Here is a 23,728-nt window from a genome sequence, read left to right as displayed (position 1 = left end):
GTCGTGCCAGTCGGGGTCAGAGGGCCCTGTCGACGAAGGCGGCCACCGGGCGGGGCCGGTAGGCCATCCGGGCGGCGACGTCGCGCTGGCGCTGGGACTGGGTGATCCGCTCGACGAGCTCCTCGGCGACGGCGAGCTGGTGCTGCAGCAGCCGGGCGGCCCGCTCGCGCAGGTCCGTCGGCACCGGGCCGAGCACGCTGGGCGGGGTCCAGTCCTCCATGCGCCGGCCCCAGGCGGCGATCTCCTCGGCGCGGTTGCCGCGGATGGCCCGCTCGGCGTCGAGGACCTCGACCTCCATCTCCTCGAGGACGCTGGCCCACTCCGCGCGACGCTGCTCGTCTGCGGAGTGTGCCGCGGTCATGCGGTGCCCGCCAGGCTGGCGGCGGCCTGGCGCCAGGCGTCCCGCAGCGGCTCGACGACCTGGAGGCAGGAGCGGACGCGGTTGGCGTCCTGCTTGACCATCGCCTGGTTGAGCTCGGCGATCAGCCAGTTGTAGAGCGCGGCGAGGCGGGGGCCGCCCTCCCAGGCGTCCACCCGCAGGCTGCCGAGCAGCTCGAAGACGATCTCCTGGGCGTGGCGCACCTGCTCGCGCGCGTCGGCGCGCCGGCCCTCGGCCAGCGCGGTGCGGGCGCGCTCGAGGTCCAGGGCCAGGCGGTCGTAGAGCATCACCAGCACCTGCTGCGGCGAGGCGGTGCTCACGGCGTCGCCGAGGTAGCGGGAGCGGAGGGAGGCGGCGGTCATCGGGGGAGCTCCTGGATCGGGGACGGGGGAGCGGGGATCAGGAGAGATCGGGTCAGGCCAGGCCGGCCAGCTGGCCGGCGAGCCAGGTCGACTGCGACTTGAGCGAGCTCAGGGCGGTCTCCATGGCGGTGAACTGCGCAGTCAGGGCCTTCTTGCGGGCGGCCAGGCGCAGGTCCCAGTCGTCGATGCGACCCTGCAGGTCGGTGGCCAACTCGTCCCGGCCCTTGGCCAGCAGGGTGAGCGTGCCGGTGGTCGAGTTCGTGGTCCGCTTGGCCAGCTCCTGCACCCGCGTCGCGACGCCGTCGACCTTCTGATCGGCGACCGTGCCGGCGAGCGCGGTCCGGACCTTCGCCGGGTCGGCCTGCAGCTTTGCCAGGAAAGCGTCCTTGCTGAACTGGACCTTCCCGTCGCGGGTGAGCGCGACGCCGTACGTTCCGGGGGATCCCGGGCCGGCGACGACGTCAGAGACCGCGTTCAAGATCTGGTCGGTGAGCCGGCGCAGGTTGCTGTCGCCACGGAGCACGGCGGTCGAGTCCTTGCCGTTGGCCGACTGCTTGGCGATCTCGGTGAGCGCGGCGTTGGCGGCGTCGACGAAGGCCTGCACCTTGGCCGCGACCGCATCGGGGTCGGCGCTGACGTCGACGGTGACGGAGGTGGTGCTCTTGGCGTTGACCGTGAGCGTTCCGCCGGGGATGACGCCGGTGAAGGTGTTGGTGGCCGACTCGATCGGCAGGCCGGTGGTGGTGGCCGTGGTCCCGCCGAGGGTGATCTTGGCGTTGGCGCCCTCGCGGAGGGTGGTGAAGGAACCGCCGACGAGGGAGAAGCTGCTGGCCGCGCCGGTCGTCTTCGAGGTGACCTGGAGTGCGTACTCGCCGGGCTTCACCTGCAGGACCGTGGCGTTGAGGCCGTGGTTCCCCTTGTTGATGGCGGCCGCGGTGTCGTTGAGGGAACCGGTGCCGAGGCCGGTGACCGGGGTGTCGCCGGAGGCCGTCCGCACGGTGAGGGTGGTGTAGGCGCCGGCGGTCGTGGCCGAGGTCGTGGTCGCGCCCACGACGGTGTGCGCGGCGGCGACGGAGTCGACGGTGAAGCTGATCGAGCCGGTCTGCGGCGTGCCGGTGACGGCGACGGCGACGGCGGTGCTCGAACTGGTCGCCTTGGCGGCGGTCCAGGTGGCGTCCTTGCTCAGCGCCTCCGCGGCGGTGCGCAGGGCGTCGACCCTCGTGTTGATGGAGCGGTAGGCCTCGGCGGCCTTCTGCGTCTCGGAGAGCCGGGTCTTGAGCTGGGTCTGGGTGATCCCCTCGGCGGCGACGAGCTGGGTGACCAGGCTCGTGGTGTCCAGGCCCGAGACCAGGCCGTCGACACTGAGGCTCACCATCGCTGCGCTCTCCTGAGGTCGTGCGGGAGGGGACGGGTGGGGCGGGTGTGACCTGCCCCCGGTGTGCAGTGAGGGGGGAGGCCGGAGCCTCCCCCCTCACCGGGTGGTGCTGTGCGCTAGCGCGTCAGGCGCTCCGTCACCGGAGGAGCTGCAGGACGCCCTGCGAGCTCTGGTTCGCCTGGGCCAGCATCGCCGTGCCGGCCTGGGACAGGATCTGGTTCCGGGTGAAGGCCACCATCTCCTGCGCCATGTCGGTGTCGCGGATGCGGCTCTCCGACGCGGTCAGGTTCTCGACCGTGGCGTTCAGGTTGTTGATCTTGTGCTCGAGCCGGTTCTGCACGGCACCGAGAGCGGCACGCTGCTCGGAGACCTTGCCGATGGCGTTGCCGATGGCGCTGATCGCGGCCGAGGCACCCGACGCCGTGGCGATGGAGCCGGAGGCGCCCAGGGACGAGGCCTGCATGCTCGAGATGCTGACCGACAGCGTCTCGCCGGCGTTCGACCCGACCTGGAAGGCCTTGGACGAGTAGCTGCCGCTGAGCAGGTTGGTGCCGTTGAAGGTGGTCTTGCTGGCGATGTCGTCCAGCTCGTCCTTCAGCGCCGAGAACTCGGCGTCGGCCTTGGCCTTGTCGGTGTCGCTGAGGGCGCCGTCGTTGGCCGCCTGAACCGCGAGGTCACGCATGCGCTGCAGGATCGAGTGCGTCTCGGTGAGAGCGCCCTCGGCGGTCTGGACGACCGAGATGCCGTCCTGGGCGTTGCGGACGGCGACCTTGAGGCCGCCGATCTGCGAGCGCAGGCCCTCGGAGATGGCCAGACCGGCCGCGTCGTCGGCGGCCCGGTTGATGCGCAGGCCGCTGGAGAGCTTCTCCAGGGACTTGCTCATCGCACCATCGGTCACGTTCAGGTTCCGGTAGGCGTTGAACGCGGCGATGTTGTTGTTGACGCGCAGACCCATGGTGTTCCTCCTTGGAATCGGGCCGTTCGGGATCCCGCTGCATCCGTGCTGCGGGTCGTGCACAGGGGGTTACGGCCGGACCGGCGTGGATCTTGAGGCGAACGGGCCACTTTTCTGCCGCGTCCTCCCTCCGCCGAGGTGAGAGGGCCGGGACGCGACGGACGGGTGTGACGGGCGGGGTACCCGGCGGCGTGTCCCGGCGGGGAGGGGGAGGGCCGTGGCGCGCGGCCGGGATCGTGTACCGGCGGCGGGGGCCCGTCCGGTGCCGGACGCCCCGCACCCGTTCCCAGCCCGGCCGGCGCGGCCGCCGGGCGTCGCGACCCAGCGCTCTCCCTGAGCGCGGTGAGGACGTGCCCACCCATGAAGGTGCTGCTGACCACGACCGTGTTCACCGGCTCGATGTACCACCGGATGGCCGAGCCGGCCCGTGCCGTCCGGGAGGCCGGCCTCGACGTCGAGGTGACCGTCCAGCACGGTCTGAAGACCGTCATGGCCCCCGATCCCGCGAACCCGGGCGGTCCGCTGGTGGTGCGCGAGGTCGACGCCCAGGGCGCCGACGTCGTCGTCCTCCAGCTGCCCAAGACCCGGGAGATGCTCGACTGCCTCCGGCTGCTGCAGGCCCAGGGTGTCGCGGTCGTCGTCGAGATCGACGACCACCTGACCGCCCTGCCGCCGGGGCACCAGGGCCACGAGGTCCTCGTGCGCCGCGGTGTCGGGCGGATCGCCGAGGCCATCGCGCGGGAGGCCGACTTCCTCACCTGCTCGACGCCGAACCTCCTGCAGTTCGCGCCGCGGGGGCGCGGCACGGTGGTCCCGAACGCGATCCCGCGGCGGACCGCCGAGCTGACGCCGGCCTACGAGCGGGAGCCGGACGTCGTGACCGTCGGCTGGGCGGGCACCGTCGGCAGCCACCCCTACGACCTGCAGGAGATGGGCACGGGCCTGCAGCAGGCACTCGACCGCACCGCGGGGCGCAGCCGCTTCGCGATCATGGGCCTGGCCGGCAACGCCCGCGAGCTGCTGCGGCTCAGCGAGGACCCGGTGGAGATCCCGTGGATCATGGACGTCGACGGCTACGCCGCGGCGCTGGGTGAGCGGTTCGACGTCGGCATCGCCCCGCTGCGGTTGGACGAGTTCAACAGCTGCAAGAGCTGGCTCAAGGTGCTCGAGTACTCCGCCCGTGGGGTCTTCTCCGTCCGCGCGGCCAGCCCCGAGTACGAGCGGCTGGGTCTGGGCTACCGCGCCAAGCGCCCTCGCGACTGGGCCACCGCCATCACCCGCGCGGTCGAGGACCCGGACTGGCGCCGCGAGCAGGCCGCCGCCGCACGCGAGCAGGTCCTCGCCCGTCACCTCACCGAGCACACCGCCGAGCAGTGGGCGGCGGCGTGGCGCCAGGCCCGCGACGTCCGCTCCCGCGCCGACCGCATCGGGGCATGAGGTCCGGCGCCCAGGCGCCACGGACGACGACAGGCGCGGAGCTCGAGCGAGCTCCGCGCCTGTCGTCGTCGGGGGGCTGGTCAGGCGGCCTGCTGACGGCCGCGCAGCGCCGCGACCTGCGCGTGCAACTCGTCCCGCTCGCCCCGGACCGTCCGCCGGAAGGTCTCCTGCTGCGCCCAGAAGGGAGCGGGCTCGGCCTGCACGGCGGACACCCGCCGGGCCAGCTCTCCGGAGTGGACGTCGGCGTCGTCGAAGCGGAAGAAGTCGGGGACCGGGAAGTCCTCGGCGAACCGGCCGGCGCCGGCCCGTCGCACGAAGACGACCGACCCGCTGACGGCGGCCTCGCGGGGGAGCCGGTCCTTCCCGGGCAGGTGCCCGAAGTCGACGTACACCGACGTCCGACGCAGCAGGTCGACGATCTCCGCCTTGCTCATGCCCTGGATCGGCACCGCCCGGTGCTCGGGGTGGTTGCCGAAGAAGGCGGCGGACAGGTCCGCTCCCTTGACGGGGTTGTGGGCGATGCCGGCGTCCGGGCCGGGACCCAGCGGCTCGTGGGAGGTGAACTCCGGGGTCGTGTAGTCGAACAGGGGCGTGCTCGTGCGCACGCCGTGCCGCCGGAGGAAGTCGGCGGCGTACTCGCTCTGGTGGAAGTGCTTGAGCGAGGTCGCCGCGAACACCCGCCGCAGTGCGGTCTCGTCGTGCGTCACGTGGACGTTGTCCACCGACAGCCACCACACCGCGACCGAGGCGCCGGCGAGGTCGAAGGCGCTGCTCGCGTAGACCTCGGGCAGCACGAAGAGGTGGTGCCGCCGCAGCAGCGCGCCGGTGCACACCCGCGGCTCGTACTGCTCGTAGACACGCAGACACGGGTTGTCCGGAGGCGGCACCACCTCGACCCGGCCGCCCGCGATGGTGACGTTGGCGTTGCCCAGGTAGAGGATGTCGCTGCGCACTCCCTGCCGGTTGAGGACCTGGCTGGCCTGGTGGATCGCCTCCGGCCCGCCCGTCGGCTGGATCGGGCAGACGAAGGTCACCCGCTTGACGTGCTTGATGGTCATCTCGGTGCTCCTCGGTCGTCCTCGTCGACGGGTCAGGCCGGCCGGGCGACCCCGTAGGCCGCGGCCGCCCGGGAGGGCGTCCGCCGCGGCGCCGGGATCGGCGGCAGGCCGCGGTCGGGGAGCGCGGTGCCGCGCCCGGTGACCCGCTCGACGTAGAGCCGCTGCTGGTTGCGGGCGCGCACGCCGCCGTCGGCGGGCACCGCCCGGCCCTCCCAGACCTCGCTCATCGCCGCGTGCAGCAGGGTCAGCGCGCGGGCGCGCATCTGCGAGACGCGGGAGAGCGTGACGCCGAGGTCGGCGGCGATGTCGGTGAGCGACTCCCCGCCGAAGAAGTTGCGCTCCACGACCTCGTCGAGCCGGTCGGGCAGCGCGCGGATGGCGTCCTGCAGGTAGCGGGCGCGCTCGCCGCGCAGCACCGCCCGCTCGGGGGACTCGCCGGGGTCGGGCAGGTCCAGCGTGCCGCCCTCCGCGCCGGACTCGGCGTCGATGCTCACCATGACGGCGCGGTGGACGTCGACCTGCAGCGCGTCGAGGTCCTCGCGGCGCACGCCGAGGGCGTCGGCGAGCTCCTCGCGCGTCGGCGGGCGGCCGAGCCGGATGGTCAGCGCGTCGGACGCGGCGTCCGTGCGGCGGGCCGCGGCCCGGACCGAGCGGCTGGCCCAGTCGCCCGAGCGCAGCTCGTCCAGGACGGCGCCCTGCAGGCGGGGCAGGGCGTAGGTGGCGAACGTCGCGCCGGCCGACGGGTCGAAGCGGCGGGCCACCTCGACCAGCGCCACCTTCGCGCAGGACAGGAGGTCCTCCCGGCTGACGTGGCCGGGCAGCGAGATGCGCGAGGCCACCGCGTTGACCGCGAACGAGCACAGGGGCAGGTGCTCGGTCACGAGCGCCTCGACCTCGACCTCGGAACGCAGGACCTCGGGGCGCACGGCGTCCGACGGCTGCGGGGGAGCGGAGCGGGCTGCTGGCACGGTCCCTCTCTCGGCAGGGACCGCACCGTCCCGGACGCACAACTCCTGCCAATCCTGGGAACTCGGCTTGAGGGCCGCTTGCCCGCTGCCGACCGTCTGTCCGCGAAGGCGGGGACACCCGCCGGGAGACGAGGGAGGCGGTGGCGGACGTGGACTTCCAGCACCTGTCGACGCTGCTGTGGCGCGAGCAGGAGCTGCTCGACCTGCTGCTGTTCAAGGCAGAGGAGAAGCAGTACCTGATCCTGTCCGGCAAGACCCGCTGGCTGGCCCGGATCGCGCACGAGATCGAGGTCGTCCTCGACCAGCTGCGCGTCCTCGAGGTCGAGCGGGCCGCCGCCACCGAGGCGATCGCCGTCCGGCTGGGCACCGGGGTCAACCCGTCGCTGCGCCAGCTGGCCGAGTCCGCCCCCGCACCGTGGAACGACCTGCTGGCCAAGCACCACGAGGCCCTGCTCGTCCTCGTCACCGACCTGCGCAGCCTCTCCGACGCCAACCGCGAGCTCATCGAGGGCGGCCTGTCCGCGATCGGCGACGCGCTGCTGTCGGTCCGCCACCCCACGGCCGGCACCTACGGCGCCACCGGCCGCTCCGAGCACGGGTCCTCCCGCGCGGTCACCCTGGACGGCGCCCTGTGAGCACCTTCTCCGCCCTCAACACGGCGTCGACGGCGCTGTGGGCCGCCCAGCGCGGCCTCGACGTCACCGGCCAGAACATCGCCAACGTCAACACCGCCGGCTACTCCCGCCAGCGCGTGGACCAGACCGCCATGGGCGGCACCGCCGTCCCCGCGATCCACTCGGTCAGCACCGGCGTGGACGGCGGCGTCGACTCCGACGGGGTCCGCCGCGTGCGCGACGCCTTCCTCGAGGCCCGCGCCCAGCTCGAGACCTCCTCGAGCGCGCAGCTCACCGCGGAGGCCGACGCGCTCTCGCAGATCGAGGACGCGTTCCGCGAGCCCGGCGACACCGGCCTGCAGAGCATGCTGTCCGACGTCTGGTCCGGCTTCTCCGACCTGGCCGACAGCCCGCTCACCCTCGCCTCGCGCAGCCAGGTGCTCGAGCGGCTCGACGTCCTCGCCGACGGCATCCGCACCACCCGGGCCGCGCTGGACCAGCAGTGGGAGCAGACCCGCGACGGCCTGCAGGCCCTGGTCGCCGACGTGGACACCGCGGCCGCCTCGGTTGCCGAGCTCAACGGCGCGATCCGGCAGGCCACCCTGTCCGGCCTGCCGGTCAACGAGCTCTCCGACCGGCGCGACGCGCTGGTCCTGCAGCTGTCGCAGAGCATCGGCGCCACCGCCGTGCCGCGGGCCGACGGGGTCGTCGACGTGACCGTCGGCGGCACCAGCCTGGTCGCCGGCAGCACCGCCACCGCCGTCCGGCTGGCCGGCTCCGACAGCGCGGACGGGATCGGGGCCGACGCGCCGCGGCTGGAGACCCACCCCGGCGGGTCGACGCTGCGCGTGGGCGGCACCGCGGCCGGCCAGCTCACCGCCCTGACGCAGACGGTCCCGGCCTACCGCACGCAGCTCGACGAGTTCGCCCGCTCGGTCGCGACGACCTTCAACGCCGCGCACACCGGCGGGTACGACCTCACCGGGGCGCCGGGGCAGGCGCTGTTCGGCACCGGCGGGTCCGGCACCGTGGTCACCGCCGCCAACATCACCGTGCGCCCGCTCACCCCGCAGCAGGTCGCCGCGGCGTCGACCCCGCCGTCGGGGACCGGCGGCTCGCCATCGGCCGACGGCGACAACGCCGACGCCTTCTTCCAGCTCAGCCTGGACCCCGCCGGCCTGGACGCGTCCTACCGCAGGCTGGTGGTGGCCCTGGGCGTCGAGTCCTCCGTGGCCACGCGCAACGCCGAGGTCCAGTCCGTGGTGTCCGCGCAGGTCGACGCCGCCCGCGAGTCGACCTCCGGCGTCAACCTCGACGAGGAGATGACCAACATGCTCTCCTTCCAGCACGCCTACAACGCCGCCGCGCGCATGGTGAGCGCGATCGACCAGGCGCTGGACACCCTCATCAACCGCACCGGCGTCGTGGGCCGGTGACCGGGATGCGCATCACGCAGCGGGCCGTCGCCCAGACCGCCCTGCAGGGGCTCACCCGCAACCTCGCCGACCTCGGCAAGCTGCAGGAGCAGCTCACCTCCGGCAAGGTCGTCAGCCGCCCCTCGGACTCGCCGACCGCGGTCAACCGGTCGCTGCAGATCCGCAAGGACCAGGCCGCGACGGCCCAGCACGCGCGCAACATCTCCGACGCCCAGAGCTGGATGGAGACGACCGACACCGCGCTGACCTCGATGGTCGCGCAGGTCCGCCGCGTGCGGGACCTGACGGTGCAGGCCGCCAACGACGGCGCCCTGACCGACGCCGGCCGCACCGCGATCGCCGCCGAGATCTCCGCGCTGCGGGACAGCCTGCTCGGCCTGGCCAACGAGAACGTCGACGGCCGGCCGGTCTTCGGCGGCGCCACCAGCGGCGCCAAGGCGTACCAGGCCGACGGCACCTGGGTCGGCGTGGGCAACGCCGACGGCACCGGCGTCGTCCCGATCAAGCGGCGGATCTCCAACGACGAGCAGGTCCGCATCGACGTCACCGGCGTCGAGGCGTTCGGCCCCCCTGGCAACGACCTGTTCGCCGTCGTCGGGAAGATCGCCGCCGACGTGCGGGCCGGCGCCTCGATCGACGGCGACCTCGCCGCCCTCGACGGCGCGATCGACCGGCTGCTCACCGCCGCGTCGACCGTCGGTGCCCGCGCCGCCCGCATCGACAACGCCGCGCAGGTCAACTCCGACCGGTCGCTGGCGCTGCAGAAGCAGCTGGCCAACGTCGAGGACGTCGACCTGCCGAAGACGATCCTGCAGCTGAACATGCAGCAGACCGGCTACCAGGCGGCCCTGCAGGCGACCGCCCAGGTCATCCAGCCCTCGCTCGCGGACTTCCTGCGGTGACCCTCGCCCCGGTCGTCACCCTGCCGCTGCTGGGCATGGTGTCCCCGCTGCCGGGCTTCCCCGACTTCCGCGACTACGTGCTCGTCACGGCCGACGGGGACGGGCTGCTGTTCTGGCTGCAGTCCCTGGACGCCGACGGTCCGCGGTTCCTGGCCGTCCCCCCGGCCCGGTGGTTCCCGGACTACGCGCCCGTGCTGCCGGCCCAGGTGCTGGCCGACCTGGACCTCGCCGACCCGGCCGACGCCTCGCTGTTCTGCCTGGTCACCGTGCCGGCCGGGGGCCCGGCGGCGGCGACGGCGAACCTGCGCGCCCCCGTCGTGCTCAACCCGGCGAACTGGCGGGCCACCCAGGTCGTGCTCCCCGACGGCCGTCATCCGATCCGGCGTCCCCTGCGCCGATAGAGGAGGGGAGCGGTCCGACCGCTCGATCCCCCGCCCCGCCGGGCGGGGTGCCAGGAGGCCGTCACACACCCATGGAGGGGTACCCGTGCTCACACTGACCCGCAGCGTCGGCGAGACCATCCGCATCGGCGACGACATCGAGGTGCACGTCGTGGAGGTCCGCGGCGGCACCGTCCGGCTGGGCTTCAAGGCCCCGCGCGAGGTGACCATCCACCGCGAGGAGGTCTACCGGCAGATCGCCGAGGCCAACCTGCTCGCCGCGCAGGTCACCGCGGACACGCTCGGCGCGCTCGCCGCCTTCGCGCCGCCGGCCGCCCTCGCAGCCCCCGCCGCCCCGGAGCGGCCCGGCTCGCCGGAGCGGCCCGCGCGCTGACGACACGCCACGGACGGCGGGCCGGCGGTTCGGCGAAGATCGCCGATGCGACGGCCCGCCGGACCGGGGAGGGCTCCGTCCTGGGCAAGACCTGACGAAGGTCGCCCAGGAGATTGCACAGGGCACGGCGAGTTGTGTGCCGGTCACCGTCCGCTCATGCGCGAGAGTTGCCCCCGAGCACGACACAGGGGGCGATGAGGATGCAGCACAGCGTGATGGCAGGGACCCAGCAGGCCGACGAGACCGTCGTCGTCCACGTCCAGCTGCGGCCGCGCCGCGGGTCCACCCGGCGCTGCCTGGCCGAGCTGGCCGCGCTGGCCACCGCCCACCCGTCGGTCGCCTTCTCGGTCACCGGGCTCGGCAAGGACGAGCGCGTCGTCCGCGTCACCGTCGGCGTGGAGCTCGGGCCCCGCGAGGCGATCGCCCGCTTCTCGCCGCAGGCGCAGGCCGCCTATGCCTTCGTCAGCGACCTGTTCACGGTCCTGTACGACCACATGCCGGTGTACGCCGCCGAGCCCTCCGCCGCCGAGCGCGCCGCTGCCGAGGCCCTCCTCCGCGCCGACGACGCCGACGTCGAGGCCCCGGACGGCGCCCTCGCCCTCGAGCGCGTCCCGGCATAGCGACCCGCCCCTCGCCGACGCCTTCCCCGCGATCGACCAGGAGTACCCGGTGACCAGCACCTCCCCGTCCGCCGTCCCCACCACCGACCAGCCGGCCGATGCCGGCGCCCGCGCGCCGCTCGTCTTCGGCGGGATCCCCGAGGCCGAGGGTTTCGCGCGGGTCCCGATCACCGCCCGCGACCGGGTGCACTTCCGCGTCGACCGCGACCTGCCGCTGGCCGCGTTCCGCGCCGACCTGCCCGACGGCGTCACGGTCAGCCACGACGAGGGCGAGGGGCTCTACCGGGTCGACGGCCCGTGCGGCCAGGGCCAGGTGCTCGCCGACTGGATCCGCGCCTGGTGCGCGACCCGCGAGGTCGCCACCGTGGGCCTGCGCGCCGAGGCCGGTGTCCGCCGACGCGCGCCGCGGGACCTGCCGCCGGCCTTCCTCGAGGACCTGTGCCGGCACTACCAGCCGGTGAGCCTCAAGCGGCTGCAGCGCAACATGAGCACGATCCGGATGCACCTGCCCGACCCCGACGACCTCGGCCAGCAGGTCGCCGAGTGGATCCTCAAGGCGGTCGGCCAGTACGACGAGACCAAGGGCGTCCCGTTCGGCGCCTTCCTCGCCACCCAGCTGTCCAAGTGGGTGCACGACCTGGGCCGCAACGCCCACGGCCGCACCGCCGCCGACACGGAGAACCGGCAGCAGAAGGCGATCGCCGCCTTCCAGGCCGAGCACCAGCGGCGCCCCACCGAGCGCGAGCTCGCGGCCTTCATGGGGCAGAGCGTGGCCACGCTGCGGCGCAACTCGCAGACGGTCGCCACCCTCAACGGCCTGCGCAACCTGCAGTCCCTCGACGGCGGCCCGGACGCGGCCGAGGTGCTGCTGCCGGACTCCAGCGAGGCGCCCGACCAGATCATGGACGAGGCGGAGCAGACGCTGCTGTCGCACGCGCTGACCGCGGCCTGCGCGCCCGACCCGACCGCCGCGCGCGGGCAGCGGGCCGCGCAGCCCAACGTCCTGGGCTGGGCCACCTGGTACCTGACCACCTGGGGCGGGCAGACCAAGACCCAGGTGTCGGCCGACCTCGGCACCTCGGTGCGCAACATGAACGTGCACGCCGACCGCGTCGAGCGGGCGCTCAAGGACCGGCTCGCCGAGTTGTCCGAGTGACGTCCCGGTAAACGGCCCGAAGACGTCCGGTTGTCAGGGTCCAACCCGGTCCCGGACTGCCGATATCGAGGACGTGACCGCGAGTCCCCGCTGCACCGCCGCCGGGGGACCGCAGACGCCGTCGGGGAGAGGTGTGCGGTGAGCGTGCTGCCTGCGGGCGACCCCGCCGTCGTCCTGCTCCCGCACTGGCTCTCCGGTGCCGACCGCGAACTGCTGGCCGGCGTCGTGCGCGCCGCCGTCGAGCGGCCCGGCGTCCACCCGGTCGCCGCCGTCCACCTCGCCGACGTCCTCACAGAGCTGCACGTGGCCGCCGCCCGCGACGCCGTCTGGCCCGACCCCGCCGCCCGCGTCCGCCGCGTCACCGGCTGGGCCGAGGACGTCCTGCCGGTGCGGCTGTCGGCCGCCGAGCTCGACAGCGTCCTCGGCCTGGCCGAGCTGCCGGGCGACCTGCGCGCGACCCTCGGCGGGCGCCGCCCGTGACGCCCGGGCGCCCCGGCCGCTCCGCGTCGGGTCTGCTGCAGCGGCTGCGCCCGGCGCCGGTCGCCGTGGACGCCGTCCGCGCCGCCGCCGACGCGGTGCTGCCGGGCCTGGCCACCGGTGGGCTGCGGGCCGCCGTGCTCGCCGACCCCGCCCGCGGGCCGGTGCTGGTCCTCGCCGAGGACGAGCGCCGCGTGCGGGTGCCGCTGCACGACCTCGCCGAGGACATGACCGACGCCGGGGTGGCCCCGACCGCCGACGGCGTCGCCGCCGCGCTCACCGCCTTCGTCGCCGCCCGCCCGGTCAGCGACGCCGCGGCCGCCGACGCCGGCGTCGCCGTCCTCGACTGGACCGGCCCCGCGTGCACCGCCGTCGGCTGGCGGGTGGTCGTCCGCCGCGGGGAGCACACCGTCGCGTGGACGCCGTCGGACCGCGCGGATGCCGCCGCGGTGGCCCGCACCCGCACCGCCGCCACCGCCCGCGCCGCCGAGGCCGGGGGCGTCCTCCGCGTCGAGGGGCCGGTGGCGCTGTGGTCGCACCCCGGCGCGCCGATGCTCGCCACGGCCGCGCTGGCCGATCCCGAGCGGCTGCTCGGCCGGATCGCCGAGGCCGGGCTGCGGGTGGCCGAGCCGCACGTCGTCGTCACGCCGCTGCGGCCGCTGGCGTGCGCCTCCGCGGGCGTGACCGACCGCCTGGCCGGGCTGACCGGCGAGGCGTGCGTGCGCCTGCCCTGGGCCGCCCTGCCCGACCTCCGCTGGCTCTGAGGCGGCCCCTCCGCAGGGTCCCGCCGCGAGCCTGCGAGCGGTGGGGGGGCCTTCCTCAGGCCAGGTGACCGAACTCCCAGTGCCAGGGCTCGGGCTTCTCGCCGCCGGGACGGGCCCAGTCGGGGTTGACGAAGCCGAACCGCCCGGCGTGCTCGGTCATCCACGTCCACTGCGGCGTGCCGGCCACGTTCACCCCGCCGCACAGGTCCACCGCCAGCGCCCAGCCGTGGTTCGACGTCCCCGGCACCGCGGCCAGCGCCGGCTTGCGGCGGAACGCGTCCACCTGCGCGGCCATCGGCCGGTAGGAGTCGGTGATGCACAGCGGGCCGCCGAACGCCGCCTCGTAGGCCCGGCCCAGCGCGGCGTAGCCGGCCGCGGCGTCGCAGCGCAGCGCGTGGCCGCGGGCGACCGGGCACAGCGCCTCGGCGGGGATCCGGCCGTTGGACCAGCCGCCCCACGCGGGGCTCACCGGCCCGGCCGGCGCTGGAGGAGCGCCGCAGGCCCCGCGGCCGGACGCCGACGGCGGCAGCGGCGCGTTCGGCGTCGCGGGCGCGGGCAGGGTGACCCGGACGGCGCGGGCGTCGCCGGGCATCGGGCGCACGCCGACCTGGTAGGTGGCCGCCGAGGCGCCGAGCACCTCGCCGTCGCCGAGGTAGACGGCGACGTCCGCGCCGCCGTCGGAGACGACCAGGTCGCCGACCTGCAGCTGCGAGGCGGGCACGACGGCCGCCGCGGCCCACTGCTCCGCCGCGCCGGCCGGCAGGTCGTAGCCGGCCAGCAGCCACGCCGCGGCGGTGAGCCCGCCGCAGTCGAAGGCGTCCGGGCCGGTGGCGCCGGCGGCGTACGGCCGGCCCAGCTGGGACAGCGCGCTGCTCACCGCGGCGACGGTCTCGGCCGGCAGCACGGTCACCGGCCGGTTGCCGACGACGGCCCAGGCCACGCCGGGCACGGCCTGGCCGGCGGCGTCCAGCGCGGGGGAGAAGCCGTCGGGCAGCGTCGCCGGGTCGGCCAGCTCGGCCGCGGACGGCGGTTCGATCCCGGCCGACGCCAGCTCGGCGAGGTGGGCCTGCCAGCGCTGCAGCGCGGCGGTGTTGCGCTCCTGCTGCGCGCCGGCGGCGGGGACGGTGCCCAGCGCGGCCAGCTGCGCGGAGACGTCGAGGCCGAGGTCGTCCACGGTCGCGCGGACGCCGGCCAGCACGGTGCGGGCCTGCGCGGCGGCGGCGTCGACGGCGTCCTGCGCGGCGGTCACACGGGCGGCGGCGGCCCGGGCGGCGGCCGCGGCGCGCTCGGCGCGGACGACGGCGGTCTCCCGCTCCCGGGCGGCGCGGTCGGCCAGCGCCTGGCGGTGGAGGACGTCGCCGGTGGTCGCGGGGGCCGCGGCGGACAGGCCGAGGACCGGCATGCGGGCCAGCGCGGAGGCGCGGTAGAGGTCGGCCGCGGCCGAGCCGACGGTGACCTGCTCGGCGGCGACGGCGGCCCGGGCGGCCTGCTCGGCCTCGACCGCGGCCTGCAGCTCCGCCTGCCGCGTGGCGACCTCGGCCTGCAGCCGGCGGTAGGCGTCGGCGTCCTGCAGCAGGGTGCTGCGGGCGGCCAGAGCCAGGCCCGCGGGGTCGGGAGCCACGGTGGCCGAGCCGGGTGCGGAGGTGGCAGGGGCGAGCAGGACGGTGAGGACGGGCACGAGCAGGGTGGCCAGGCCGACGACCAGCAGCCGGGTGCGCCAGGGGCCGCGCCCGCGCGGCGTCCGGGTGGCGGGCCGGCGGCGGGCGGGCGGCTTCCGGCGCTTCTTCCTCGTCGCGGTGCCGGTGCGGCGCGGGGGAGCCGGGGCGCCGGTGGCGGCGCGGGCGGCCAGCAGGGCGCGCAGCGCCTCTGCCTCGCGGGCGGTGAGCTCGCGGCGGGGAGCGGTGCGTGGAGCGGCGGTCCGGGACGGGGCGGCCGTGCGCGCGGGAGCGGGCGTGCGTGGTGCGGGCACGGCGGGGTCCCCCGGGCGGTCTCGATCGGCTGGCCGCGCTCCGGCGTGGAGCGCTCGCCGTCAGATCGACCGCCGGGGGGACCCGGAGGAGGGACGGGAGGGGCGGCCTCACCCCCACGGGGGAGGGGATGCGCCCGGCCGGGGGACCGGGCCGATGCGCCGTGCAGTTCCGCGGACGTGCACCGCGCACCTCCGCGGAACTGCACGAGGAGGTCAGCGGTCGGGCGGCCACCAGGCGCCGTGCCGCGCCACCAGCGGGATGCGGTGCTCGGCCCCGTCCTCGGTGAGCACGACCAGCTCGACGCCGGTGATCGGCACCGGCCGGTCGTCGTCGTCGCGCAGCAGCCGCCCGGTGGCCAGCGGGATCGGGGGCAGGACCAGCAGGTCGTCGCCGGGCGGCTCGCTGCCCATGGCGGCCCGGGTCAGCGCTCGGCGAGCGGGACGAACGCCCGCTCGGTCTCACCGGTGTAGACCTGCCGCGGGCGGCCGATCTTCGTCGTCGGGTCGGCGATCATCTCCCGCCACTGCGCGATCCAGCCGGGCAGCCGGCCCAGCGCGAACAGCACGGTGAACATCCGGGTCGGGAAGCCCATCGCCCGGTAGATCAGCCCGGTGTAGAAGTCGACGTTCGGGTAGAGCCTGCGCTCGACGAAGTAGTCGTCGGAGAGCGCGACCTCCTCCAGCTGGCGGGCGAGGTCGAGCAGCTGGTTGTCCCCGCCGAGCTTGTCGAGCACCGTGTCGGCGGTCTTCTTCACGATCGCCGCGCGCGGGTCGTAGTTCTTGTAGACCCGGTGGCCGAAGCCCATGAGCTTGACGCCGGGCTCCTTGTCCTTCACGCGGGCGACGAACCGGCCGATGTCCCCGCCGTCGCGCTGGATCGACTCGAGCATCTCCAGCACCGACTGGTTGGCCCCGCCGTGCAGCGGCCCGAACAGCGCGTTGATGCCGGCCGAGACCGAGGCGAACAGGTTGGCCTGCGACGAGCCGACCAGCCGCACCGTCGACGTCGAGCAGTTCTGCTCGTGGTCGGCGTGCAGGACGAAGAGCATGTCGAGCGCCCTCACCAGGTCGGGGTCCTGCTGGTAGGGCTCGGCGGGGAAGCCGAAGGTCATCCGCAGGAAGTTCTCGACCAGCCCGCAGGAGTTGTCCGGGTAGAGGAAGGGCTGGCCGACCGACTTCTTGTAGGCGTAGGCGGCGATCGTCGGCAGCTTGGCGAGCAGGCGCAGCGTGGAGATCTCCACCTGCTGGGGGTCGAAGGGGTCCAGCGAGTCCTGGTAGAAGGTCGACAGCGCGCTGACCGCCGAGGACAGCACCGGCATCGGGTGCGCGTCGCGCGGGAAGCCGTTGAAGAACATCTTCAGGTCTTCGTGCAGCAGCGTGTGCCGGCGGATCCGCGTGTCGAACGCCGCCAGCTGGTCGGCCGTCGGCAGCTCGCCGTAGATCAGGAGGTAGGTCACCTCCAGGAAGCTGGAGTGCTCGGCGAGCTGGTCGATCGGGTAGCCGCGGTAGCGCAGGACGCCGGCGTCGCCGTCGATGTAGGTGATCGCCGAGGTGCACGAGGCGGTGTTGACGAAGCCGACGTCGAGCGCCACCTGCCCGGTGGTCGTCAGCAGCTTGGAGACGTCGAGCCCGGAGGGGCCCTCCGTCGCCGGGACCGTGCGCAGCGGGAGGTCACCCCCCGCGTGTCGCAGGGATACCTCGGAGGTGCTGGCTGTCTCGGTCATGGTGGCCCGACGCTACTGGCGTCGGGCCCCGAGGACGACAGGGACCGTCCCCGTCGGGGTGGGCCGGGTCCCCGGCCCACCCCGGACGGTCACGGGTGGGTCATCGAGAGGACGTCGAGGGCCTCGTCGAGCTGGGCCTCGGTGAGCTTGCCCTGCTCGACGTAGCCGCGCTCGAGCACCACCTGGCGGATCGTCTTCTGCTCGGCCAGCGACTGCTTGGCGACCTTCGCGGCCTCCTCGTAGCCGATGTACTTGTTCAGCGGCGTCACGATCGACGGCGAGGACTCGGCGTAGGTCCGGCACTGCTCGACGTTGGCGACGATCCCGTCGACGCAGCGGTCGGCCAGGATCCGGCTGACGTTGGCCAGCAGGCGGATCGACTCGAGCACGTTGCGGGCCATGAGCGGCAGCGTCACGTTGAGCTCGAAGACGCCGGTGGTGCCGGCGTAGGTGACCGCGGCGTCGTTGCCGATGACCTGGGCGGCCACCTGGATGACCGCCTCGGGGATCACCGGGTTCACCTTGCCGGGCATGATCGAGCTGCCCGGCTGCAGGTCGGGCAGCTGGATCTCGCCGAGGCCGGTGCGCGGGCCCGAGCCCATCCACCGCAGGTCGTTGGCGATCTTCACCAGGCCGACGGCGATCGTCTTGAGCTGGCCGGAGGCCTCGACGAGGGAGTCCCGGGAGCTCTGCGCCTCGAAGTGGTTGCGCGCCTCGGACAGCGGCAGGTCCAGCTCCTCGGCGAGCGTGTCGATGATCGCGGCCGCGAACCCGGGCGGGGTGTTGATCCCGGTGCCGACGGCGGTGCCGCCCAGCGGCAGCTCGCCGATGCGCGGCAGCGAGGCCTCCAGCCGCTCGACGCCGTACCGGATCGCCGCCGCATAGCCGCCGAACTCCTGCCCGAGGGTGACCGGGGTGGCGTCCATGAGGTGGGTGCGGCCGCTCTTCACGACCTCGGCGAACTCCGTCTCCTTGCGGGTGAGGGAGGACTCGAGGTGGCGCAGGGCCGGGACGAGGTCGCGCACGATCGCCCGCGTGGCGGCCACGTGGATGGCCGAGGGGAAGACGTCGTTGGACGACTGCGAGGCGTTGACGTGGTCGTTCGGGTGCACCGACGTCCCGGCGGCCTCGGTGGCGAGGGTCGCGATGACCTCGTTGGTGTTCATGTTGCTCGACGTCCCCGACCCGGTCTGGAAGACGTCGATGGGGAAGTGCTCGTCCCACGTGCCCGAGGCGACCTCGGCCGCGGCGGCGGCGATCGCCCGCGCGACCTCGCCGTCGAGGACGCCGAGGTCGGCGTTGACGCGGGCCGCGGCGCCCTTGATGGCGGCCAGGGCGGCGATGAGCTCGCGCTCGACGGGGGTGCCGGAGATGGGGAAGTTCTCGACGGCGCGCTGGGTCTGGGCCCGCCACTTGGCCCACGCGGGGACACGGACCTCCCCCATGGAGTCGTGCTCTACGCGGTAGTCCTGCTCGGTGGCCACGCTGGCTCCCGTGTGGTGTCGATGGGATCGCTGCTGCACGCGTGACCCTAGAAGGGCCCCGTCCTCCCCACTGCGCGCAGGCTCGGAGTGGGACCCGGGACGGGGCGGCTCCGAGTCCTACGGTGCGGCGACGCCCTCGGCCCGAGGAGGCCCCGTGACCCACCCGCATCCCCCGGGCGCGCCCGGCACCGTCCCCGTGGGCGGCTGGACGCCGTGGGGAACCTGGGACCCCACCGCCGGCCGGGCACCCGCCGCCCCGCCGGCGCCGGTCGCGGGACCCGCGCCGGCCTCGCGCGTGCTCCCCGCCGCCCTGCTCGCGGGCGGCCTCGCCCTGGGGCTGGTGCTCGCCGCCGTCGTCGGCGCGCTCGTCCTGCGCGGCGCCGCGGACGACGCCGGCCGCGCGGTGGGCGAGGCGGTGGGCGAGGCGGTGGGCGAGGCGGTGGGCGACGCCCTCTACGGCGGCGTTCCCTCCGAGTACTACGACTACGGGACCGGGGGCGGGCCGGGCGAGGTCGAGCAGTCCGAGCCGGTGCCGCCCGGCGTCCTCGGGTCCGACCCCGTCCTCGACGCCCACGCCCAGGGCTGCTTCGACGGCGACCTACAGGCCTGCGACGACCTGTTCGCCGAGTCGCCGCCGCTGTCGGAGTACGAGGAGTACGCGCTCACCTGCGGCGGCCGGGTGAAGGCGTGGTCGCTGCCGCTGTGCACCGACCTCGACTGACCGGGCCCGTCCGTGACCTGCCGGTGCTGGTCGCCGCCACCCGGCGCACCTAGCCTGACCGGCGCATCTACCTGATCCGAGGAGTCCGCACCATGTCCCAGCCGCCGTATCCGCCGCCGGGCGGCAACGACCCCCAGGGCGAGCAGCCCGGCCGGCAGGGGTGGGGGCAGTCCGACGACCCGACGAGGCAGTTCGGTCAGCCGGCGCCCCCCACGTCCCAGTTCCAGCCGGGCCAGTACGGCCAGCCGGGCGAGCGCGACCAGACCTCCCCCTTCCCCCAGCCCGGTCAGCAGCCCTACGGCCAGCCGGGCCAGGACCCGACGCAGCAGTACGGCCAGCAGCCCTACGGCCAGCAGCCGTACGGCCAGCAGCCGTACGGGCAGCCCGGCTACGACCCGAACCAGCAGTACGGGCAGCAGGCCTACGACCCGAACCAGCAGTACGGCCAGCCCTACGACCAGTACGGCCAGCAGCCCTACGGGCAGCCGGGCTACGGCCAGCCGCCGCAGAAGGGCAACAGGAAGAACGTCGTCGTCGCCTCGGTGATCGCGGGCGTGCTGCTGGTCGCCGCCGCGGCCGTCGGGCTGTTCTTCCTCCTCCGCGACGACGGCGGCTCGACCGTCGCCGACCCGACGCGGACCGGCACCTCCTCGTCCGCGTCCAGCTCGTCGTCCTCGGGCCCGTCCTCGTCGTCGTCCTCGTCGAGCAGCTCCTCGTCGTCCTCGTCGTCGTCCGGCGGGGGCGGCGGCGCGGGCTCGACGTCGGCGCCGGTGCCCCCGCAGGGGCTCGGCTCGGACCCGGACGGCGAGTTCCAGCCGCTGGCCGAGGCCTGCTTCGCCGGTGACTTCTCCGCCTGCGACGAGCTGTGGGTCTCGACGCCGATCGATTCGGCCTACGAGCAGTACGGGGGCACCTGCGCCGGCCGGGCGCCGTACGAGGCCGGCCAGTGCGTGTCGCGGCTCGGTGAGGGCGCGCCGGAGCAGCAGGGCGACCCCGTCCCGCCGCAGGGCCTCGGGGAGGACCCGGACGGCGAGTTCCAGCCGCTGGCCGACGGCTGCTTCGCCGGCGACTGGGTGGCCTGCGACGACCTGTGGGACTCCTCCCCGTCGGGCTCGCAGTGGGAGCAGTACGCCGGCACCTGCGCCGGCCGGGTGACCTACGAGGTCGCCAACTGCGAGGGCCGGCTCGGCTGAGGCCGGTCCCGCGACGCACGACGGCCCCGGGGCGCTCGCCCCGGGGCCGTCGTCGTCCAGTCGTCGCTCACTCGTCCTCGGAGCGGTCGAAGGGCACCGCGGAGTAGGCACGCAGCTTCTCCAGCGAGTGCAGGCTGTCGATCGAGCGGATGGTGCCCGAGCGCGAGCGCATGACCAGCGACTGGGTGGTGCAGCCGCCGGCCCGGTACTGGACGCCGCGCAGCAGCTCGCCGTCGGTGATGCCGGTGGCCACGAAGAACACGTCGCCGCGCACCAGGTCGTCGATGGTGAGCACGCGGTCGAGGTCGTGGCCGGCGTCGACCGCCTTCTGCCGCTCCTCGTCGTCCTTGGGCCACAACCGGCCCTGCAGCGCACCGCCCATGCACTTGAGCGCGCAGGCGGCGATGATCCCCTCCGGGGTGCCGCCGATGCCCATCAGCACGTCGACGCCGGTGCCCTCGCGGGCGGCGGCGATCGCGCCGGCGACGTCGCCGTCGGTGATGAACCTGATCCGGGCGCCCGCCTCGCGGACCTCGTGCACGAGCTGGTCGTGCCGCGGCCGGTCGAGGATGCAGACGGTGACGTCCTCGGGGCGGCTCCGCTTGGCCTTCGCGACCCGGCGGATGTTCTCGGCGACCGGCGCGGTGATGTCGACGACGTCGGCGGCGGCGGGGCCGGTGGCGATCTTCTCCATGTAGAAGACGGCCGACGGGTCGTACATGGCGCCGCGGTCGGCGACCGCCATGACGGCGATGGCGTTGGGCATGCCCTTGGCCATCAGGGTGGTGCCGTCGATGGGGTCGACGGCGACGTCGCACTCGGGCCCGTAGCCGTCGCCGACCTGCTCGCCGTTGTAGAGCATCGGGGCCTGGTCCTTCTCGCCCTCGCCGATGACGACGACGCCGCGCATGCTCACCGTGCCGATCAGCGCCCGCATGGCGTCGACGGCGGCGCCGTCGCCGCCGTTCTTGTCGCCGCGGCCGACCCAGCGGCCCGCGGCCATCGCGGCGGCCTCGGTGACGCGCACCAGCTCGAGGGCGAGGTTGCGGTCGGGCGCCGGGCGGTCGGTGCGGAAGGTGCTCCGGCGGGGGGCGGGTGGCACGGGGCCGTCGGGTACGGGCAGGGTCACGTGGCCTCCTAGTCCGGCACCGTTGCCGGTGTCCGCCGCCCGCGACCCGTCCCCGGGGCCGGTCGGGCGCGCGGGGCAGTCCGGGAGCGGGGCGGCGGGGTCGTGGATCGGTGCTGCGATCCTAGGGGCATGACCAGTTCCGGCCCGTCGGGCCAGCAGGCCCCCGAGGAGCAGCCGCCGCCGGCGCCGACCGCCGCGGAGCGCGCGAACCGGATGAGCGCGGCCAACATGCTCCGGTCGCTGCTGCCGCTGGTGGTCATCGTCCTCCTGGTCGCCGGCTGGGTCGCCTTCCGGCAGAGCGGCATCGACCCCGTCCGCCCGATCGACCCGACCAGCAGCGTCCGGCTCGCCGCCGAGCGGGCGTCCTACACCGTCGAGGTGCCCGCCGAGCTGCCCGACGGCTACCGGCCGACCAGCGCGCGCACCGACGCGGCGGACGCCGGCGAGGGGGAGCCGGTGACCCTGGAGATCGGCTACGTGACGCCGTCGGACGAGTACGCGGGCTTCCTCACCACCGACGACCCCGACGCCGACCGGCTGACCGCCGTCCTCGACGGCGCGCAGGACGAGGGCAGCGTCGACCTGGCCGGGCGCACCTGGACCCGGCAGACCAACGGGCGCGGGGAGACCGTGCTGTCGCTGGAGACCGGCGAGGTGACCACCGTGGTCACCGGCTCGGCCGCCGACGACGAGCTGGAGACCGTCGCCGCCGCCGTCGCGCCGGTCAGCGTCCCCAGCTGAGGCCCGGCGGGGTCAGCCCTCCCGCTCGGCGGGCGTCGCGGCGGCCAGCCGCTCGCGGGCGCGGTCGAGCCAGTGCTGGCACAGCTGCGCGAGCTGCTCGCCGCGCTCCCACAGGCCGAGGGACTCCTCGAGGGTGAGGCCCCCGGCCTCGAGCCGGCGGACCACCTCGGCCAGCTCCTCGCGGGCCTGCTCGTAGGTCTGCGTCGGCTGCTCCGTCGTCGGCTCGCTCACGGCTCCCCATCCTGCCCGTCCACCCGGACGCCCAGCCGCCCACCCGCGACGCGCACCGACAGCCGCTCGCCGTCGGCCACCTCGGCGGGGTCGTGGACCAGGGCGCCGTCGGCCCGCTGCACGAGCGCGTAGCCGCGCTGCAGCGTCGCCTGCGGGGACAGGGCGGCCACCCGCGCGCGGGCGTGGTCGACGTCGCGCTCGGCGGACTCGACGCGGTGGGTGAGCGTGCGGCGGGCCCGGTCGCGCAGCGCCGCGACGTCGTCGGCCCGGCCGTGCAGCAGCCGCTCGGGGTCGGCGAGCACCGGCCGGCTGCGGACGCTCTCCAGCCACCGCTCGGACTGCTCGAGGCGCACGGTGAGCAGGTGCCGGGCGCGGTCGCGCAGCCCGTCGACCAGCCGCCGCTGCTCGCCGATCTCGGGCACCACGCGGTGCGCGGCGTCGGTGGGGGTGGCCGCGCGGACGTCGGCGACGTGGTCGACCAGCGTGGTGTCGGTCTCGTGGCCGACGGCGGTGACCACCGGCGTGCGGCAGGCGGCGATCGCGCGGACCAGGCCCTCGTCGGAGAAGGGCAGCAGGTCCTCGACGGACCCGCCGCCGCGGGCGATGACGATCACCTCGACCTCGGGGTCGCGGTCCAGCCGCTGCAGCCCGTCGATCACCGACGCGGCGGCGTTCACGCCCTGCACCAGGCTGTGGTGGACGGCGAAGCGCACCGCGGGCCAGCGGCGGCGGGCGGTGACCAGCACGTCCCGCTCGGCGGCGGAGTCCTTGCCGGTGACCAGCCCGACGACGGCGGGGGCGAAGGGCAGCGGGCGCTTGCGGGCGGGGTCGAACAGGCCCTCGGCGGTCAGCAGCCGGCGGATCCGCTCGATGCGGGCGAGCAGCTCACCGAGGCCGACGGCGCGGATCTCGGTGGCGCGCAGGGAGAAGGAGCCGCGGGCGATGTAGTAGTCCGGCCGCGCGCGGACGATGACGCGGGCGCCCTCGGTGAGCTCCAGGCCGGGCCGGTCGGCGACGTCGCGGGCGCAGGTGACCGGCACCGAGAGGTCGGCGGCGGGGTCGCGCAGGGTGAGGAACACGGTCGCGGCGCCGCTGCGCCGGTTGAGCTGGGCGACCTGCCCCTCGACCCAGACCTCGCCGAGCCGGCCGATCCACTCGGCGACCTTGCGGGCCACCGTCCGGACCGGCCAGGGCGACTCGGGGGACGAGGGCGCACTCACGGCCCCGAGGGTGCCAGGCGGGACCGACGGCCCCGCCCG

26 protein-coding genes are annotated in these 23,728 nt (G+C 75.0%); 13 read left to right on the top strand and 13 right to left on the bottom strand.

Annotated elements, in window-relative coordinates:
- Positions 1–16 precede the first annotated feature (16 nt).
- The 4 genes from ACI79B_RS01790 to ACI79B_RS01775 form a co-directional block, all read right to left on the bottom strand.
- Positions 17–361, bottom strand: coding sequence for a hypothetical protein (locus ACI79B_RS01790; RefSeq protein ID WP_456926414.1), 345 nt, complete (start codon positions 359–361; stop codon positions 17–19).
- Positions 358–741, bottom strand: a complete 384-nt coding sequence (gene fliS / locus ACI79B_RS01785) for a flagellar export chaperone FliS (protein WP_456926413.1) — start codon at positions 739–741, stop codon at positions 358–360. Before fliS ends, ACI79B_RS01790 begins: the two co-directional genes overlap by 4 nt.
- 52 nt (positions 742–793) lie before the next feature.
- The gene (fliD, locus tag ACI79B_RS01780; protein WP_456926412.1) at positions 794–2,116 is read right to left on the bottom strand and encodes a flagellar filament capping protein FliD; all 1,323 of its coding nucleotides are present in this window, start codon (positions 2,114–2,116) and stop codon (positions 794–796) included.
- Positions 2,117–2,252: 136 nt separating this feature from the next.
- Positions 2,253–3,071 carry a flagellin N-terminal helical domain-containing protein gene (locus ACI79B_RS01775; protein WP_456926411.1) on the bottom strand — a complete coding sequence of 273 codons (819 nt, stop codon included), beginning with the start codon at positions 3,069–3,071 and terminating at the stop codon, positions 2,253–2,255.
- A 360-nt stretch (positions 3,072–3,431) separates the two neighbouring features.
- Between ACI79B_RS01775 and ACI79B_RS01770 the strand changes: the two genes are divergently transcribed.
- Positions 3,432–4,508 (top strand): glycosyltransferase family protein, encoded by a 1,077-nt coding sequence (locus ACI79B_RS01770; RefSeq protein WP_456926410.1) that lies wholly within the window; start codon positions 3,432–3,434, stop codon positions 4,506–4,508.
- Positions 4,509–4,588: 80 nt separating this feature from the next.
- Here the strand turns inward: ACI79B_RS01770 and ACI79B_RS01765 are convergent, their stop codons facing one another.
- Positions 4,589–5,566, bottom strand: a complete 978-nt coding sequence (locus ACI79B_RS01765) for a hypothetical protein (protein ID WP_456926408.1) — start codon at positions 5,564–5,566, stop codon at positions 4,589–4,591.
- Positions 5,567–5,598: 32 nt separating this feature from the next.
- Complete coding sequence (locus ACI79B_RS01760) at positions 5,599–6,534, bottom strand: sigma-70 family RNA polymerase sigma factor (RefSeq protein WP_456926406.1); 936 nt, start codon at positions 6,532–6,534, stop codon at positions 5,599–5,601.
- Positions 6,535–6,674: 140 nt separating this feature from the next.
- Between ACI79B_RS01760 and ACI79B_RS01755 the strand changes: the two genes are divergently transcribed.
- The 9 genes from ACI79B_RS01755 to ACI79B_RS01715 all read left to right on the top strand — a co-directional run bounded on the left by ACI79B_RS01755 (position 6,675) and on the right by ACI79B_RS01715 (position 13,277).
- Entirely contained in the window at positions 6,675–7,169 is a 495-nt protein-coding gene (locus tag ACI79B_RS01755; protein ID WP_456926405.1) for a flagellar protein FlgN, read from the top strand.
- Complete coding sequence (gene flgK / locus ACI79B_RS01750) at positions 7,166–8,584, top strand: flagellar hook-associated protein FlgK (protein WP_456926404.1); 1,419 nt, start codon at positions 7,166–7,168, stop codon at positions 8,582–8,584. The genes ACI79B_RS01755 and flgK overlap by 4 nt, the downstream gene beginning before the upstream one ends.
- A 5-nt stretch (positions 8,585–8,589) precedes the next feature.
- Positions 8,590–9,486 carry a flagellar hook-associated protein FlgL gene (flgL, locus tag ACI79B_RS01745; protein ID WP_456926403.1) on the top strand — a complete coding sequence of 299 codons (897 nt, stop codon included), beginning with the start codon at positions 8,590–8,592 and terminating at the stop codon, positions 9,484–9,486.
- Positions 9,483–9,887: a flagellar assembly protein FliW gene (fliW, locus tag ACI79B_RS01740; RefSeq protein WP_456926402.1), complete on the top strand. Its 405-nt coding sequence runs from the start codon at positions 9,483–9,485 to the stop codon at positions 9,885–9,887. The genes flgL and fliW overlap by 4 nt, the downstream gene beginning before the upstream one ends.
- 85 nt (positions 9,888–9,972) lie before the next feature.
- Positions 9,973–10,260 carry a carbon storage regulator CsrA gene (gene csrA / locus ACI79B_RS01735; RefSeq protein WP_456926401.1) on the top strand — a complete coding sequence of 96 codons (288 nt, stop codon included), beginning with the start codon at positions 9,973–9,975 and terminating at the stop codon, positions 10,258–10,260.
- A 215-nt stretch (positions 10,261–10,475) separates the two neighbouring features.
- Positions 10,476–10,880: a hypothetical protein gene (locus tag ACI79B_RS01730; protein WP_456926400.1), complete on the top strand. Its 405-nt coding sequence runs from the start codon at positions 10,476–10,478 to the stop codon at positions 10,878–10,880.
- A 49-nt stretch (positions 10,881–10,929) separates the two neighbouring features.
- Positions 10,930–12,036, top strand: coding sequence for a flagellar biosynthesis protein FliA (locus tag ACI79B_RS01725; protein WP_456926399.1), 1,107 nt, complete (start codon positions 10,930–10,932; stop codon positions 12,034–12,036).
- 138 nt (positions 12,037–12,174) lie between these two features.
- Positions 12,175–12,516 (top strand): hypothetical protein, encoded by a 342-nt coding sequence (locus tag ACI79B_RS01720; RefSeq protein ID WP_456926398.1) that lies wholly within the window; start codon positions 12,175–12,177, stop codon positions 12,514–12,516.
- Positions 12,513–13,277, top strand: coding sequence for a hypothetical protein (locus ACI79B_RS01715; protein ID WP_456926397.1), 765 nt, complete (start codon positions 12,513–12,515; stop codon positions 13,275–13,277). The genes ACI79B_RS01720 and ACI79B_RS01715 overlap by 4 nt, the downstream gene beginning before the upstream one ends.
- Before the next feature lie 55 nt (positions 13,278–13,332).
- Here ACI79B_RS01715 and ACI79B_RS01710 read toward each other — a convergent pair whose 3' ends face one another.
- The 4 genes from ACI79B_RS01710 to ACI79B_RS01695 form a co-directional block, all read right to left on the bottom strand.
- Complete coding sequence (locus tag ACI79B_RS01710; RefSeq protein WP_456926396.1) at positions 13,333–15,246, bottom strand: NlpC/P60 family protein; 1,914 nt, start codon at positions 15,244–15,246, stop codon at positions 13,333–13,335.
- 213 nt (positions 15,247–15,459) lie between these two features.
- Positions 15,460–15,657: a hypothetical protein gene (locus ACI79B_RS01705; protein WP_456926395.1), complete on the bottom strand. Its 198-nt coding sequence runs from the start codon at positions 15,655–15,657 to the stop codon at positions 15,460–15,462.
- Between the two features lie 11 nt (positions 15,658–15,668).
- Entirely contained in the window at positions 15,669–16,970 is a 1,302-nt protein-coding gene (locus ACI79B_RS01700; protein ID WP_456926393.1) for a citrate synthase, read from the bottom strand.
- A gap of 89 nt (positions 16,971–17,059) precedes the next feature.
- The gene (locus ACI79B_RS01695; protein WP_456926392.1) at positions 17,060–18,454 is read right to left on the bottom strand and encodes a class II fumarate hydratase; all 1,395 of its coding nucleotides are present in this window, start codon (positions 18,452–18,454) and stop codon (positions 17,060–17,062) included.
- A gap of 154 nt (positions 18,455–18,608) precedes the next feature.
- Here ACI79B_RS01695 and ACI79B_RS01690 point away from each other — a divergent pair, with 154 nt between their 5' ends.
- Entirely contained in the window at positions 18,609–19,175 is a 567-nt protein-coding gene (locus ACI79B_RS01690; protein ID WP_456926391.1) for a hypothetical protein, read from the top strand.
- Positions 19,176–19,267: 92 nt separating this feature from the next.
- Positions 19,268–20,368 (top strand): hypothetical protein, encoded by a 1,101-nt coding sequence (locus ACI79B_RS01685; RefSeq protein WP_456926390.1) that lies wholly within the window; start codon positions 19,268–19,270, stop codon positions 20,366–20,368.
- A gap of 67 nt (positions 20,369–20,435) precedes the next feature.
- Here the strand turns inward: ACI79B_RS01685 and glpX are convergent, their stop codons facing one another.
- Entirely contained in the window at positions 20,436–21,497 is a 1,062-nt protein-coding gene (gene glpX / locus ACI79B_RS01680; RefSeq protein WP_456926389.1) for a class II fructose-bisphosphatase, read from the bottom strand.
- A 129-nt stretch (positions 21,498–21,626) separates the two neighbouring features.
- Here glpX and ACI79B_RS01675 point away from each other — a divergent pair, with 129 nt between their 5' ends.
- Positions 21,627–22,238 carry a DUF4245 domain-containing protein gene (locus ACI79B_RS01675; protein ID WP_456926388.1) on the top strand — a complete coding sequence of 204 codons (612 nt, stop codon included), beginning with the start codon at positions 21,627–21,629 and terminating at the stop codon, positions 22,236–22,238.
- Between the two features lie 12 nt (positions 22,239–22,250).
- Here the strand turns inward: ACI79B_RS01675 and ACI79B_RS01670 are convergent, their stop codons facing one another.
- Positions 22,251–22,469: an exodeoxyribonuclease VII small subunit gene (locus ACI79B_RS01670; RefSeq protein ID WP_456926387.1), complete on the bottom strand. Its 219-nt coding sequence runs from the start codon at positions 22,467–22,469 to the stop codon at positions 22,251–22,253.
- A complete protein-coding gene (xseA, locus tag ACI79B_RS01665; RefSeq protein WP_456926386.1) occupies positions 22,466–23,689 on the bottom strand; it encodes an exodeoxyribonuclease VII large subunit in 1,224 nt (407 codons plus the stop codon). The genes ACI79B_RS01670 and xseA overlap by 4 nt, the downstream gene beginning before the upstream one ends.
- Positions 23,690–23,728: the final 39 nt, after the last annotated feature.

It is taken from the genome of Geodermatophilus sp. SYSU D00879 (assembly GCF_054050375.1).
Note: the sequence above shows the minus strand (reverse complement) of the source record. Positions and strands in the feature narration are given on the sequence as shown.

Bases quoted from the DNA above. Each gene is read 5' to 3' on its own strand.
- ACI79B_RS01705 (WP_456926395.1), bottom strand. From the start codon at position 15,657: ATGGGCAGCGAGCCGCCCGGCGACGACCTGCTGGTCCTGCCCCCGATC.
- fliS (WP_456926413.1), bottom strand. From the start codon at position 741: ATGACCGCCGCCTCCCTCCGCTCCCGCTACCTCGGCGACGCCGTGAGC.
- ACI79B_RS01700 (WP_456926393.1), bottom strand. From the start codon at position 16,970: ATGACCGAGACAGCCAGCACCTCCGAGGTATCCCTGCGACACGCGGGG.
- flgL (WP_456926403.1), top strand. From the start codon at position 8,590: ATGCGCATCACGCAGCGGGCCGTCGCCCAGACCGCCCTGCAGGGGCTC.
- ACI79B_RS01730 (WP_456926400.1), top strand. From the start codon at position 10,476: ATGGCAGGGACCCAGCAGGCCGACGAGACCGTCGTCGTCCACGTCCAG.
- ACI79B_RS01685 (WP_456926390.1), top strand. From the start codon at position 19,268: ATGTCCCAGCCGCCGTATCCGCCGCCGGGCGGCAACGACCCCCAGGGC.
- ACI79B_RS01790 (WP_456926414.1), bottom strand. From the start codon at position 361: ATGACCGCGGCACACTCCGCAGACGAGCAGCGTCGCGCGGAGTGGGCC.
- ACI79B_RS01770 (WP_456926410.1), top strand. From the start codon at position 3,432: ATGAAGGTGCTGCTGACCACGACCGTGTTCACCGGCTCGATGTACCAC.
- ACI79B_RS01775 (WP_456926411.1), bottom strand. From the start codon at position 3,071: ATGGGTCTGCGCGTCAACAACAACATCGCCGCGTTCAACGCCTACCGG.
- ACI79B_RS01675 (WP_456926388.1), top strand. From the start codon at position 21,627: ATGACCAGTTCCGGCCCGTCGGGCCAGCAGGCCCCCGAGGAGCAGCCG.
- fliD (WP_456926412.1), bottom strand. From the start codon at position 2,116: ATGGTGAGCCTCAGTGTCGACGGCCTGGTCTCGGGCCTGGACACCACG.
- ACI79B_RS01765 (WP_456926408.1), bottom strand. From the start codon at position 5,566: ATGACCATCAAGCACGTCAAGCGGGTGACCTTCGTCTGCCCGATCCAG.